Raw genomic sequence first — 13,890 nt, 5'->3', positions numbered from 1 at the left:
ACACGCTCTTAGGTGCTGGGCGTGGCCGGATTCGCCGCAGGGGGCGCTGCCGGGGCGGCCGCAGCCTGGGACGGCGGGGACTGCACCAGGTGGATGTCCGTGGCCGAGACCAGGGGGATGCCAGCCTGGGCAGCGTCCCGCAGCAGGGCAAAAAGCAGGTCGCTGCGCGTGGAATAGGCATTGCGCGGGCTGCCCACATAGCCATGGCAGACGATGTTCACCACGCTGCCGTTGATGGAGTCCACATACATATTGGGGGCCGGCGTCTCGAGCACGGCCACATGGGCGGTGTAAATGCCCAGCAGCAGCTCCTTGAGGCGCACGATGTCGGTATTCAACGGCACAGAAAAGGCGATGGTGACACGGCCCACGGGGTTGTCCATGGTCAGGTTCTGCACCGACTTGGTGATGAGCTCGGAGTTGGGCACGATCAGCGTGGAGCGGTCGTCCATCTGGATCTCGGTGGCGCGCACGCTGATGCGGCGGATGTCGCCCACCTGGTCGCCGATGCGCACGCGGTCACCCAGTTTGACGGGGCGCTCAGCCAGCAAAATCAAGCCGGAGACAAAGTTCTGCGTGATGGCCTGCAGACCAAAACCGATGCCCACCGACAGCGCACTGGCCAGCAGGGCCACCCGCTCAAAGCCTATGCCCAGGGCGGCCAGCGTCCACAGGCCGGACAGGATGATGCCCACATAGCGCGTCACCGTGCTGATGGAGTTGCGTGCGCCAATGTCCAGCTCGGTCTTGGGCAGATAGGTGTCCACCAGCCAGTGCTGCAGGGCGCGGAAAAAGGTCAGGCCCAGCACCAGCACCAGGGCGGCACGCAGCAAGGTCATGGGGGTCAGCGTGCTGCCGCCCACAGACACCCCCTGGGCCAGGGCAGAGCCCCAACCCATCAGGTAGTTGGCATTGCCAAACGGGGCCGTCAGCGCGGCCACGCCCAGCAGCAGCAGGCATACGCGCAGCAGGGCCGACAGCAGCACGCCCAACTGCTCCAGCCGGGCCGGCCTCAGGCCGGTGCCCTGGCTGATGGCCTGGTTCATGCGGCTTGCGCTCTCGAACATCCAGGTACAGCAGTCGTCGGCAAACTTCATCAGCAGCGAAGTGGCCAGCACCACCACGGTGATCCACACCATTTGCGTGGCCACGAACACGGAAAAATTCAGATAGCCCAGCAGTGCCGCCACCAGTGCGGCCAGCACGGTGATATGGCCGCCCAGCCAGGCCAGCAGCAGCCAGCCGCTGCGTGTCTGGGGCTCGTGGTGGCCGCTTTCGGTGGAATGGGGGGCAGCCTGGCGCTTGCGCTGTTGGTTGATGGTGAGCTGCACGCCCAGGATCAGGCCCACATAGGTCAGCGCCACCAGTCCATCCAGTGCCACGGTGCTGACGGTGCTGGTGCGTGCGGCAATGTCCACGGCGTTGAGCATCATGGAAAACCAGGTCAGCAGCGCAGCGCCCCAGGCGTAGCGGGTCAGGGCCGGCGCGGCGATGTCGTCGATGGCCAGCAATCGCCAGGACGGCCGCTTGGGCACCAGCAGGCTGGCGCTGATGGACAGGAAGAAGGCTGCCACGAACGAGGACTTGATCCAGGTGTCCGCCACGCTTTGCAGGCGCGGTGCAATGGCCTCGATGTCGCGCAGATGTTCGATGAACACCAGGCTGGCCAGACCGGGCAGCACGGTGCCCACCACCAGCTGCCACACGGCCAGGCCGGTGCGGCGCAAGCGGCCATCGGGTGCGCGCTTGGACATGGCGAACTGGCGGCCCAGGTGGCGCAGCCACATGCGCAGCGGGAACATCAACACCAGGGCTATCAGCAGGCCTCGCAGCGGCTTGCTCCAGCCATGTTGTTCGATGGCGCTGATCAGGCTGGCCTGGCCCTGACGCATCAGCGCGGCCTGGCGCTGCATATCGGCCGGCAGCTGCTCGGCAAATTGCCGCCACAGCGCGGGCGACAGCGGTGAGATGGCCTTGCTGGCGATCTGGGCGTTGAATTGCTGGGCGCGCATCTGCTCGATGGAGCTGGCGGTCTGCTGCGCTTCCACGGACAGCAGCTTGCCGCGCTTGATGGAGGAGCCCAGATCGGTTTGCTGCTGGCCCAGCAGCTTGCGCTGCTCGCGGATGTCGCTGCCTTCGGCGGCGCCGTCGGCTGCAGGGCCCAACTGGGCCATGCGGGCATCCAGCTGTTTGAGCAGCGGCTCCAGCTGGGTCACGGCGGCGTCGGCGTCGCGCTTGGCCTTGATCGACTGCTCCACCAGCGTCTGCAGCGTGTCGGTGGCTTCGGCATCATCCAGGGATGCATGCACTTTCTCCAGGGTGGAGGCAACGCTTTGGAGCTGGGCCTGTGGATCCATGCCGGAGTCGGGCAGGATCAGTGGGTCGGCCGCATGGGCCAGGCCCATGCACAGGTGCAAGGCCACAAGCCAGCGCAGCAAATGGGTGCAAAAGGACTGCATGGTGGTCGCTCGGGTGAATGGGGCTGCGGGGCCGCATGCCCATCAAACCGCCACTATAGGCACAGCCGTGGTTTCCGAGTTCTGGCTAGGGCTGTGCAAGCCTGGGGGCAGACGGGCCGATCCGCCGCCGTCTGCAGCCCCCAGGCATGAAAGCCCGCGGGCCATCAGTGCTGGTGGCTATGAAGACTTACGCGGTGGCGGGCAAGGCCAGGGCTTGTTCGCCGGGCTGGAGGGCGCCGGCCTCGATGGCGGGCTGGCCGCGCAAATCGGCGTACAGCGGCGCAAAGTCGGTGTTGGCAAAGTCCAGCAGCTGCTGCATATCGTCGATGACGAAATAGGTCTGCTGGTAGGCGTCGATGCGGTAGCGCGTGCGCATGGTGCGCGTCAGCTGCAGCGGCAGGCGCTGGGGCTGGGGGCTGCTGACGCTGTAGGCCAGCTCGCCGGCGGAACTCAAGATGCCGGCGCCATAGGCGCGCAGGCCACCGGATTCGCGGATCAGGCCGAACTCTATGCTGTACCAGTACAGGCGCGCCAGCAGCTCGGTGGCGCCCAGCTCGGCAGCTTTCAGCCCGCCCGCGCCATAGGCCTGCATGTAGTCGGCCAGTACCGGATGGAACAGCAGCGGTACATGGCCGAACAGGTCGTGAAAGATGTCGGGCTCGACGATGTAGTCCAGCTCCTGGGGCGTGCGTATCCAGTCCGTCACCGGAAAGCGGCGCTGGCTGAGCAGGCGAAAGAAATCCAGCTCGGGGATTAACCCCGGCACGCCCACAATCTGCCAGCCCGTGGCGGCGCTCAGGCGCAGGTTGATGTCATCGAAGTGGGGAATGCGCTCGCTGGCGCCCAGCTGCGGCAGGCAGGCGATGAAGTCGCTGCTGGCCCGCCCCGGCAGCAACGCACTTTGGCGTGTGTACAGCTGGCGCCAGGTGGCATGTTCCGCCTCGGTATAGGCCGCGTAGTCCTGCGAGCAGGTGTAGTCGTTGGCTGCGCGGCTGTAGTCGCCCCGTGGTGGGCGGCTGGATTGGCCGTAAACGGCGGGAGTGGCTCCCATGGTCTTCTCCTTGCTGGTCGGCGATTTGGACTTCGCCGGAAGTTCGGGGGTTCACACGGCCCTGCGCATCGCCAGATGCGCGATGCAGGCGAGGCGGCCCGCCGCAGGCAGTAGCAGCGCTACGACCAGGCGGGCCAACGACACATGCAGGGGCGTGTGGACGCCGCTCAAAGAACGCCGCGGCGCATTTGGTCTAGCTCAATGCTCTCGAACAGCGCCTTGAAGTTGCCATTGCCAAAGCCGTCGTCGCCCTTGCGCTGAATGAACTCGAAGAAGATGGGGCCGAGCTGGTTTTCGCTGAAGATCTGCAGCAGCAGCTTCTGGCCGCTGCCATCGATCAAGATCTTGCGTTTCTTCAACTCTGCCACGGGCTCACCGTGCTCGGGCAGGCGCTTGTTGATCAGTTCGTAGTAGGTGTCTATGGTGTCCAGCAAACGCATGCCGCCGGCGCGCAGGCCGTCCACGGTGGCGTACAAATCGTCCGAGCCCATGGCAATGTGCTGTATGCCCTCGCCCTGGTACATGTCCAGGTACTCCTGGATCTGCCCGGCCTTTTCCTTGCCTTCCTCGTTGATGGGAATGCGGATCTTGCCGCAGGGGCTGGTCATGGCCTTGCTCTTGACTCCGGTGACCTGGCCCTCGATGTCGAAGTACTTGACCTCGCGGAAGTTGAACAAGCGCTCGTAGAAATTGGCCCACTCCACCATGCGGCCACGGTGCACGTTGTGGGTCAGGTGGTCGATATAGGTCAGCCCATGGCCTGGCACTTGCAGCATGTCGGCGGTGCTGACGCCGGGCAGGGGCACAAAGTCCACGTCAAAAAATCCGATGTTGCCGATGTCGCCCGGCTGGGCGTTGTGCTTGCCGCGCCAGCGGTCCACCAGATAGATCAGGCTGTCGCCCACGCCCTTGATGGCAGGGATCTGGAGTTCACCCGGAGCGGCCGTGCCGGCATAGCCCCAGGCGCCCAGGTTGACGGCGCGCTCGTAGGCGGCCTTGGCGTCGTGCACGCGAAAGGCGATGGCGCAGACGCTGGGGCCGTGCAGGCGGGCAAAGCGCTGGGCAAAGCTGTCGGGCTCGGCGTTGACGATGAAGTTGATCTCGCCCTGGCGGTAGAGCAGCACGTTTTTGTGGCGGTGGCGGGCCACGGCGCGAAAGCCCATGCGCTCGAACACCTTGCCCATGGCCTGCGGGTCGGGGGCGGCGAATTCGATGAACTCGAAGCCGTCGGTGCCCATGGGATTGTCCCAGGCCGAGGTGGTGTCGAGGTCTGTGGCGGGCAGGGGAGCGTTCATGCAGGTCTCCAGTGGGTGGGGTGCTCCACTGTAGGTTTGCCCTGGGTCAAGAATGCTGCGTCCTGCGTTGGTATGGCGCTTGCTTGGCAGGAAAAGTGCGCGAAATGTGGTGTTTGCGCATAATTCAAAGAGGTATAGGGTTAATACTTATCCTTAAGGTGTAGAATCCTGCGTCATGAGTTCACTCCACGCAATAGATAAGCTTGATCGGGCAATTTTGCGCCGCTTGATGGAAAATGGCAGAGAGACCTATGACGTCATTGGCGAGCAGGTCGGCCTGTCTCCCAGCGCCGTGCTGCGCCGCGTCAAACGGCTGGAGGAATGCGGTGTCATCGACCGCTATGTGGCGCTGGTGCCTCCGGAAAGCGTGGGCCTGGGCCTGACGGCCTATCTGAACGTGCGGCTGGAGAAGAACACCGAAACCCACAAGCGCAACCCCATGGACCTGTTCAAGGCCAGTGTGCAAACCTGGCCCGAGGTGGTGGAATGTGCCTCGCTGACGGGGGAGATGGATTATTTGCTGCGTGTGGTGGTGTCCGATATGCAGCACTACAGCCGCTTCATCATGGATACCTTGCTCAAGCACCCCAGCGTGCAGGACTGCAAAACCAGCTTTGTGCTGGACCGTGTCAAGGCCACCACGGCAATTCCGCTGTAGTTCGGTGTCCGCGCGGGCGCAGGCCTTGTGCCAGCGCAAAAGCAGGTTTCGGCCGTCTGGTTTCCGGGTAAACCCTGTGGCAATGTGGACAACTTGGGGCATTCCAACGTGTTTTATGTTGCAATGCAGCAAATTGTGCAGGCCGGCACTTCCGGCCAGAGGTCGGTTAACCGTGCCCCACGGGGCTTGAAGGAGGTAGGTGATGAGCAGTGAATGGCTTTCCGCTTCATTGAAGGCAGGTTCCACGCTGTTTTTGCCCCGGTTCGCATCGAACCGCTTGCCCAGCCTGGTGCCCATACGCGAGCTGGCGCCGCGCCACCGCGAGCGCATCCAGGCCCATTTGCTGAAGCTGGATACGGGCGACCGCTATCTGCGTTTTGGCTATGCGGCCAACGACGAGCAGGTGCGCCGCTATGTGGACCAGCTGGATTTCGAGCGTGACGACATCTTCGGCATCTTCAACCGCCGCCTGGAGCTGGTGGCCATGGCCCACCTGGCCTATGTGGACCTGGCCCAGCACAGCAACTGTGCGGAGTTCGGCGTGTCCGTGCTCAAGACCGCCCGTGGCAAGGGTCTGGGCGGCCGGCTGTTTGCCCGTGCCGCCCTGCATGCCCGCAACCATGGCGTGGACATGATGTTCATCCACGCCCTGTCGGAAAACACCGCCATGCTGAAGATTGCCCGCAGCGCTGGCGCCAAGGTGCAGCGTGACGGCACGGAATCCGAGGCCTATCTGCAGCTGCCCCCGGGCGACTTTGACTCGCGCATGGCCGAGATGGTGGAAACCCATGTGGCCGCCGTCGACTACCAGTTCAAAAAGCAGGCCAAGCAGTTCTGGGAGCTGCTGGCCGATGTGCAGGAAATCCGCAAAGGTGTGCAGGACGGGCGGCATCAGGCTGGTGAATAACACCCCCTGAGCCGCTTTGCGGCTTCCCCCTCTCTTCGCGCTACGCGCGGGAGGGGGACGGCAGCAGCGCGGCGGGGCGGCCCTTGCGCGCTGCCCTGGCGAAAGGGACTTTGCATGCGGTAGGGGTGCTCTTGTCCTGCGCCTTGGGTGTTACTCCTTCCCCCGTCGGGGGGAAGTTGGGGATGGGGGCTTTGGTGCTCCTCGGTATTTCTCCCTCGCCCGCTTGCGGGAGAGGGGCGGGGTGAGGGCTCTGCATCCACAAAAAAGGCCTGAGATGCAGGCTGCATAAGCATCTTGAGCTCTGGTTTTTCGAGGGGGTGCTGGGGAGTGACCACCCTCATTCAGGGTGCCACCCAAGTCACAAGATTTTCGAATCCGCTATCCTTGAGGCTTGTTTTACTACCGCACGTCCTGCACCACAGACAGTGTCCGACCCGCTTCCGCAGCGCCCTTCCGAACGCGAAGACAAGCGCAGCTTTCTGCAGAAAGTCGCCGAATTCATACACCCAGGCCCCGACAGCCCCGATGAGCTGATCGAGACCCTGGCCGATGCCGAAGACAACGCCGTCATAGGCACCGACGCCCGCGTCATGTTGGAAGGCGTCATCCGCATGGCCGATCGCACGGCCGGCGACGTCATGGTGGCTGCGCCACGCATGGATCTGCTGGACATCGACGAGTCCTACGAAGAGCAGCTGCGCCAGATCATCAACACCGCGCATTCGCGCTTCCCCGTGTTCGAGGGCGAGCGCGACAACATCATCGGCGTGCTGCTGGCCAAGGATTTGCTCAAGCTCCAGCGCGCACCCAGCCTGAGCCTGCGTGCTTTGCTGCGCCCCGCCATCTTTGTGCCGGAAAGCAAGCCCCTGAATGATTTGCTGCGCGTCTTCCGCAGCAACCGCAACCATCTGGCCATCGTGGTGGATGAGTTCGGTGTCATCGCCGGCCTGGTGACCATTGAGGATGTGCTGGAAGAGATCGTAGGCGAGATCGAGGACGAGTTCGACCTGCCCGAGGAAGAGGGCGATATCTTCGCCCTGGCCGATGCCACCTACCGCGTGGCGGGCTCCACCCCGGTGGAGCGCGTGGCAGACTTCTTTGAGGTGACCCTGGAGGCCACCGACCCGGACGAAGACTTCGACACCATAGGCGGCCTGGTGGCCCATGAACTGGGGCGGGTGCCGTTCCGGGGAGAATTCATGGACCTGGCCGGTCTGCGTTTCGAAGTGCTGCACGCCAAGGGCGGTGCCGTGCACTGGTTCAAGGTCACGCGCCTGCAGAGCTGATCGCCGCTCTGTGTCCACGGGCAGGCAGCGCCTGGGTCATAGGCCTGCGTTGTCTGCCTGCTGCTTGACTGTGTTGTTCTGCGTCTTTTTGGCCTCATGCCCATGCCACCTGCTCACGCTGCTCCTGTTTTATCTAGCGCCGGCCACCGCTTTGTGGGCCTTGGCTGGTTGGTTGCCATGCTGCTGGCGGGCGAGCTGCAGGCCGCTGCCCTGGCCTGGCCGGGTACAGGCCAGGCGCTGTGGTGGTTGCAACTACTGAGCCTGGCCGTGCTGGCCGTCGGCCTGTTGCATGCCCCCACGGCGCGCAGCGCGGCCTGGCGCGGCGGGGTGTTTGCCACGGCCTGGCTCTGCGGCACCTTCTGGTGGCTGTTCATCTCCATGCACACCTATGGTGGGCTGCCCGCGCCGCTGGCGGCCCTGGCGGTGCTGGCGCTGGCGGCTTTTTTAGGCAGCTACTACGCCATCGCCTGTTGGGGTTTTGTGCGGCTGCGGCCGCTGCACCCGGCCTGGGCGGCCCTGGTGTTTGCCGCTGCCTGGAGCTTGGCGGAGCTGGCCCGGGGCTGGCTGTGGACCGGCTTCCCCTGGGGCGCAGCGGGTTACGCCCATGTGGACGGCCCGCTGGCCGCGTTGCCGCGCTGGGTGGGCGTGTATGGCACGGGCGCTGTGGCGGCCTGGCTGGCCATGCTGCTGGCCCAGGCCGTGGACAGCCCGCGCCGCCGTGTGCTGCGCTGGGGCTTGCCTCTGGTGCTGACGGCGGCGGCCCTGGCGGCCCTGGGCAGCTGGCGCCTGAAGGCGCTGGCCGAGGGCGATGCCCTGGCCGCAGACCGCCCGGTGCTGGAGGTGGCGCTGCTGCAGGGAAATATTGCGCAGGACGTGAAGTTCGAGCCCGGTGAAGGCATTGCCCAGTCCCTGGACTGGTATGCCCGCCAGCTGCTGCAGCCGGCAGCCCCCTTGGTGGTGGCCCCGGAAACCGCGTTGCCGCTGTTGCCCAATCAGCTGCCCGAAGGCTATCTGGATGCCATCAGTGCCCCCTACCGCTACCAGGAAAGCGGGCGCGGCGCCCATGCGGCCCTGGTGGGCATCCCGCTGCTGGATGAGCGCGGCTATGCCAATGCGGCCCTGGGCTGGCAGCCCGGCGGCCAAGGTGTGTACCGCTACGACAAGCACCATCTGGTGCCTTTTGGCGAATTCATTCCGCCCATGTTCCAGTGGTTTGTGCGCATGATGAACATTCCCCTGGGCGACTTTGCGCGCGGCGCCGTGGCCCAGCCGCCCATGCTGTGGCAGGGCGAGCGCCTGGGCGCCAATATCTGCTATGAGGACTTGTTCGGCGAAGAGCTGGGCGCACGCTTTGCCGATGCGGCCCAGGCGCCTACGGTGCTCATCAATATGAGCAATATTGCCTGGTTCGGCGACAGCAGCGCCATCGACCAGCATTTGCACATTAGCCGCATGCGCTCCTTGGAATTTGAGCGCCCCATGCTGCGTGCAACCAACACTGGGGCTACAGTTGCGATCGATCACCGCGGGGTGGTCACCCACCATTTGCCTGCTTTGAAACGCGGTGTGTTGCTGGCCACTACCCAGGGCCGGGAGCAGCTGACGCCCTATGCCCGCTGGGTAGCGGCGCTGGGGCTGTGGCCGCTGTCGCTGCTGTGTGCGGTGGTGCTGGGCCTGGCTGCATGGCGGCTGCGCCGTCGCTGAGACCGTGCAAAGTCGGACTATACCTACAGGGTTAGTGGTGCCCTAACAACAAATAGCTTCGATAATGCCCGCCTGCGGCGCCCGTACACTCTGCGGCGAAGCACAACATCAATATGCGATGGCATTTGCCGCGCTGGAGTTAACGTAAAAAATGGCCGAATCGTTTTCCTTCGAACAACTGATTGCCTCGGGTGAAGGCAAGCTGTTCACCCCGGACAGTGGGCGTCTGCCCCTGCCTCCCATGCTGATGTTTGATCGCATCACGCATATCTCCGAAGACGGCGGCGCGCACGGCCTGGGCAAGATCGTGGCCGAGCTGGACGTCAATCCCGAGCTGTGGTTCTTCAAGTGCCACTTCCAGGGCGACCCCGTCATGCCCGGTTGCCTGGGCCTGGACGCCATGTGGCAGCTGATCGGTTTTTACCTGACCTGGCTGCGCTTGCCCGGTCGTGGCCGCGCCCTGGGCGCTGGCGAGGTGAAATTCACCGGCGAAGTGGGTCCCGACGTCAAACTCGTGACATATGAAATTGATATCAAGCGTGTGATCAAGCGCAAGCTGATCATGGCCATCGGCGATGCCCGCCTGTTGGCCGACGGCAAAGAAATCTATGTAGCCAATGACCTGCGCGTGGGTCTGTTTCTGCGCGAAGGCCAAGCCCAAGGTAAGGCAGCATGAGCAAGAAGCGGGTAGTGATCACGGGTGCAGGCATTGTGTCCTGCATCGGCAACGACCTCGAGACGGTGGAGGCCTCGCTGCGCGCGAGCCGCTCCGGCATCAAGGCCATGCCCCAGTTCACCGAGCTGGGTATGCGCAGTCAAGTGGCTGGCATTCCCGAGATCGACGTGGAAGCGCGCATTGACCGCAAGCAGCTGCGCTTCATGGGTGATGCCGCGGCCTACTCGCAAATTGCGCTGGAAGATGCCATCAAGCAAGCCGGGCTGACGCCCGAGCAGGTGAGCCATCCGCGCACCGGCCTGATCATGGGGTCGGGCGGCGGCTCGCCCGCCAACCAGATCGAGGCGGCCGACACGCTGCGCGAAAAAGGCATACGCCGCGTGGGGCCCTACCAGGTCACGCGTTGCATGAGCTCCACCGTCTCCGCTTGCCTGGCGACCAATTTCAAGGTCAAGGGCATCAACTACTCCATCACCTCGGCCTGCAGTACCTCGGCCCACTGCATTGGCGCGGCTGCGCAGCAGATCGCCTGGGGCATGCAGGACGTGATGTTTGCCGGCGGCGGCGAAGAGCTGTCCTGGGGCATGTCGCTGCTGTTTGACGGCATGGGTGCCATGTCCAGCAAGTACAACGCCACGCCCGAGCTGGCATCGCGTGCCTATGACGCCAACCGCGATGGCTTTGTCATCGCCGGCGGCGGCGGCGCCGTGGTGCTGGAAAGCCTGGACCACGCCCTGGCCCGTGGCGCCACCATCTTGGCTGAAGTGGTGGGCTTTGGTGCCACCAGCGACGGCGAAGACATGGTGGCCCCTTCCGGAGACGGCGCCATTGCCTGCATGCAGCAGGCAATGGACACCGTGGATGGCCCCATCGACTACATCAACACCCATGGCACCTCGACCCCCGTGGGCGATATGCAGGAAGTGCGCGCCATGCGTACATTGTTTGGCGACGCCGTGCCCCCGTTCTCGTCGACCAAGTCCTTGACTGGCCACTCGCTGGGCGCCACCGGCGTGCAGGAAGCCATCTACTGCCTGATCATGCTGAACAAGGGCTTTATCGCCGGCTCGGCGAATGTGGAAACGCCTGACCCGCTGCTGGGCGATATGCCCCTGGTGACCCAGACGCGTGACGCCGCACTGAAGACCGTGCTGTCCAACAGCTTTGGTTTTGGCGGCACCAATGCCTCGCTGGTGCTCCAGCGCTGGGACGGCCAGTAAGCGCGGACGCAACTTGCCCCAAGAAAAAGCCCTGTGCATGAGCCCAGGGCTTTTTGCTTAGAAGCCTGTCTTCGCTTGGTAGGTGATTCGTTGGGAGGCGCCCATACGGCACTTCATGCGTTGTTGCTCGCCCTTGCCGTATCTCGATACTGTCTGCGGGCGTGCGCCTAGCCTGCAGTGCCGTCTGGTCGTTGTGGAGAAGGTTCTGGCGCCAGGTTGGTCTTCTCAGGCCCACTCCAGCCTACCGCTGCTCGTGCAATGCTGTTTTGCAGAAAAAAAGCATCTAGCGTGCTCTGTGTATGCGTAGTCAGCTATGTTTTTTGGTATGTTTTCACCTGGCTGGCCGCCAGAAAAGCCGCAATCAGCGGTGCCTGGCTGCGGCTTTGCAGGCAGTACAGGTATTCGGGTAAATGGGGTACGGGTCCGGCAAAGGGCAGCACCACCAGCTCGGGGTGGGCCGTGGCCTCGTGGCGGGCAAAGGCGCTGACGCCCATGGCGCGTATCACCGCCTCGCGTATGCCTTCGCGGCTGGCAATTTCCAGCACCCGCGTCGGGGCGACGCCGGCATCGGCCAGCAGCTGTTCGGTCAGCCGCCGGGTCACCGAGCCGGGCTCGCGCAGGATCAAGGTCTCTGCCGCCAGCTCGGCCACTTCCACCTGGGTGTGGCCAGCCAGTCTGTGGCTGCGGTGTACCACCAGGGCCAGAGGGTCCTGGCCCAGCTCCAGACGCAGCAGGCGTGGGTCGCTTTCGGGCGTGGACGAGGTGGCCAGGTCCACCTGGTAGGCCGACAGGGCCTGCACCATCTGCTGCGAGTTGCCGCTGCAAATGGACAGCTGCACGCGCGGGAACTGCAGGGTAAAGCGCTGCACGATGTCCAACACGTAATAGGGGGCGGTGGCGCCTATGCGCAGCAGCCCGCCCTGGCTGCCGTCGCCCGCATGGCGCAGGGCCGACTCCAACTCCACCGTCTGCAGCAGCAGCTGCTCCACCTGGGGTAGCAACTGCAGGCCCTCACCCGACAGGTTCAGGCGTCCGCCCTGGCGCTGGAAAAGTTCCACGCCGTAATGCGCTTCCAGCGCGCGGATCTGGGTGGTGACGGTGGGCTGGCTCAGCCCCAGATGGCGTGCCGCCAGGGTGATGCTGCCCAGCCGGGCCACCCAGAAAAAGGACTGCAGTTGCGTGACGAACATGGTGTGTGGGGTGGCCAGGAAGCGGCTCCAGCCGGCTGGCAGCATTTCACCACGGCGGCAGCGGCGGTGGGCAGATCTCCCATAGCGAAGGGGCGCAAATTTTCCAATAAACGCTTCGGCAAATTTCGGTTCTGTGACACGCAGGTTTCACATCTGTTTCCTACAGTGCAAGGCAGGGAGTCAGCGCCTCTGGGGCTGGCTCCACCACGGCTTTCATGCCCTCACTTTTCAGGAATCTGCCATGCGCCTCGCCCTTGCTTCCCGCTCCCGCCGCCTTGCCTTGCTGACTGCCGCTGCCTGCTCGCTGCTGGGTGCTGCCGGCTCGGCCCTGGCGGCCAAGACCGAATTGTTGGTGTATTCGGCCCTGGAGGCCGACCAGATCAAGGCCTACAAGGTTGGTTTTGAAAAAGCCCATCCCGAGATCGAGTTGAAGTTTGTGCGCGACAGCACGGGGATCATCACCGCCCGCCTGCTGGCCGAAAAATCCAATCCCCAGGCCGATGCGGTCTGGGGTGTGGCCGCCACTTCGCTGATGCTGCTGGACAAGCAGGGCATGCTCCTGCCCTATGCGCCCAAGAACCTGGCCAAGGTGCGTTCCACCATGCGTGACCCGGCCGCGACCCCCACCTGGGTGGGCATGGACCTGTGGTCGTCCGCCGTGTGCTTCAACACCGTGGAAGGCCAAAAGCGCAAGCTGCCCACGCCCACCAGCTGGGCTGACCTGACCCAGCCTGCATTCAAGGGCAGCATCACCATGCCCCACCCCGCATCCAGCGGCACAGGCTATTTGATGGTGGCGGCCTGGCTGCAGATGATGGGCGAGGAAAAAGGCTGGGCCTATATGGACGCGCTGCACCAGAACATCGGCGTCTACACCCACAGCGGCTCCAAGCCCTGCCGCCAGGCCGGCGCGGGCGAATTTCCCGTGGGCCTGAGCTTTGAATACCGCGCCAACAAGACCAAGAAGGACGGGGCGCCGATCGACATCATCTTCCCCAAGGAAGGCCTGGGCTGGGATGTGGAGGCCACGGCCATTTTGAAGACCAGCAAAAAGCAGGAAGCCGCCAAGGCCCTGGCTGACTGGGCCGTGACGCCCGAGGCCAACCAGCTCTACGCTGCCAACTTTGCCGTGCTGGCCCTGCCCGAAGCCCAGGAAAAGCACGAGTTCATCCCTGCCGATCTGGAAAAGCGCCTGGCCAAGAACGACTTCAACTGGTCGGCCACCAACCGCGACCGCATTCTGGCCGAGTGGGCGCGTCGTTATGAGGCCAAGGCAGAGAAGAAATAAGCACCCCCTGAGCGGCTGCGCCGCTTCCCCTCTCTGGCTTCGCCGGAGGGGGACGACACCAGCGCGGCGGGGCGGCCCTTGCGCGGTGTCTCTGGCGAACGAGTGCTCGGCATGCGACAGAGGACTGGGGCACGTTGGCTCGGCTGCTTGGGTGTT

11 protein-coding genes are annotated in these 13,890 nt (G+C 64.3%); 7 read left to right on the top strand and 4 right to left on the bottom strand.

Features of this window, described 5'->3' with window-relative positions; genetic code table 11:
* Window positions 1–8 precede the first annotated feature (8 nt).
* The 3 genes from ACA027_RS19865 to hppD all read right to left on the bottom strand — a co-directional run bounded on the left by ACA027_RS19865 (window position 9) and on the right by hppD (window position 4,805).
* A complete protein-coding gene (locus ACA027_RS19865) occupies window positions 9–2,459 on the bottom strand; it encodes a DUF3772 domain-containing protein (RefSeq protein ID WP_370679910.1) in 2,451 nt (816 codons plus the stop codon).
* Between the two features lie 187 nt (window positions 2,460–2,646).
* On the bottom strand, window positions 2,647–3,510 hold the full coding sequence (gene phhA / locus ACA027_RS19860) for a phenylalanine 4-monooxygenase (RefSeq protein ID WP_370679909.1): 864 nt from the start codon (window positions 3,508–3,510) through the stop codon (window positions 2,647–2,649).
* Window positions 3,511–3,677: 167 nt separating this feature from the next.
* Window positions 3,678–4,805, bottom strand: coding sequence for a 4-hydroxyphenylpyruvate dioxygenase (hppD, locus tag ACA027_RS19855; RefSeq protein WP_370679908.1), 1,128 nt, complete (start codon window positions 4,803–4,805; stop codon window positions 3,678–3,680).
* A gap of 175 nt (window positions 4,806–4,980) precedes the next feature.
* On the opposite strand from hppD, the gene ACA027_RS19850 reads away from it, so the two are divergent.
* From ACA027_RS19850 to fabB, 6 genes are all read left to right on the top strand, one after another.
* Window positions 4,981–5,463 (top strand): Lrp/AsnC family transcriptional regulator, encoded by a 483-nt coding sequence (locus ACA027_RS19850; protein WP_370679907.1) that lies wholly within the window; start codon window positions 4,981–4,983, stop codon window positions 5,461–5,463.
* 202 nt (window positions 5,464–5,665) lie between these two features.
* Window positions 5,666–6,370 (top strand): GNAT family N-acetyltransferase, encoded by a 705-nt coding sequence (locus tag ACA027_RS19845; protein ID WP_370679906.1) that lies wholly within the window; start codon window positions 5,666–5,668, stop codon window positions 6,368–6,370.
* Window positions 6,371–6,795: 425 nt separating this feature from the next.
* Entirely contained in the window at window positions 6,796–7,656 is an 861-nt protein-coding gene (locus tag ACA027_RS19840; RefSeq protein ID WP_370679905.1) for an HlyC/CorC family transporter, read from the top strand.
* A 102-nt stretch (window positions 7,657–7,758) separates the two neighbouring features.
* Window positions 7,759–9,360: an apolipoprotein N-acyltransferase gene (gene lnt, locus ACA027_RS19835; protein ID WP_370679904.1), complete on the top strand. Its 1,602-nt coding sequence runs from the start codon at window positions 7,759–7,761 to the stop codon at window positions 9,358–9,360.
* 151 nt (window positions 9,361–9,511) lie between these two features.
* Window positions 9,512–10,036 (top strand): 3-hydroxyacyl-[acyl-carrier-protein] dehydratase FabA, encoded by a 525-nt coding sequence (gene fabA, locus ACA027_RS19830; protein ID WP_370679903.1) that lies wholly within the window; start codon window positions 9,512–9,514, stop codon window positions 10,034–10,036.
* Window positions 10,033–11,256, top strand: a complete 1,224-nt coding sequence (fabB, locus tag ACA027_RS19825; protein ID WP_370679902.1) for a beta-ketoacyl-ACP synthase I — start codon at window positions 10,033–10,035, stop codon at window positions 11,254–11,256. The genes fabA and fabB overlap by 4 nt, the downstream gene beginning before the upstream one ends.
* A 311-nt stretch (window positions 11,257–11,567) precedes the next feature.
* On the opposite strand, the gene ACA027_RS19820 is transcribed toward fabB, so the two are convergent.
* Window positions 11,568–12,446, bottom strand: coding sequence for a LysR substrate-binding domain-containing protein (locus ACA027_RS19820; RefSeq protein WP_370679901.1), 879 nt, complete (start codon window positions 12,444–12,446; stop codon window positions 11,568–11,570).
* 241 nt (window positions 12,447–12,687) lie between these two features.
* Here ACA027_RS19820 and ACA027_RS19815 point away from each other — a divergent pair, with 241 nt between their 5' ends.
* Window positions 12,688–13,734 (top strand): putative 2-aminoethylphosphonate ABC transporter substrate-binding protein, encoded by a 1,047-nt coding sequence (locus tag ACA027_RS19815; RefSeq protein ID WP_370679900.1) that lies wholly within the window; start codon window positions 12,688–12,690, stop codon window positions 13,732–13,734.
* Window positions 13,735–13,890: the final 156 nt, after the last annotated feature.

The organism is Comamonas sp. GB3 AK4-5, assembly GCF_041320665.1.
Classification (GTDB): Bacteria; Pseudomonadota; Gammaproteobacteria; order Burkholderiales; family Burkholderiaceae_C; genus Comamonas.
The sequence above is the reverse complement of the archived record's forward strand: the minus strand, read 5'-3'. Positions and strand labels throughout refer to the sequence as shown.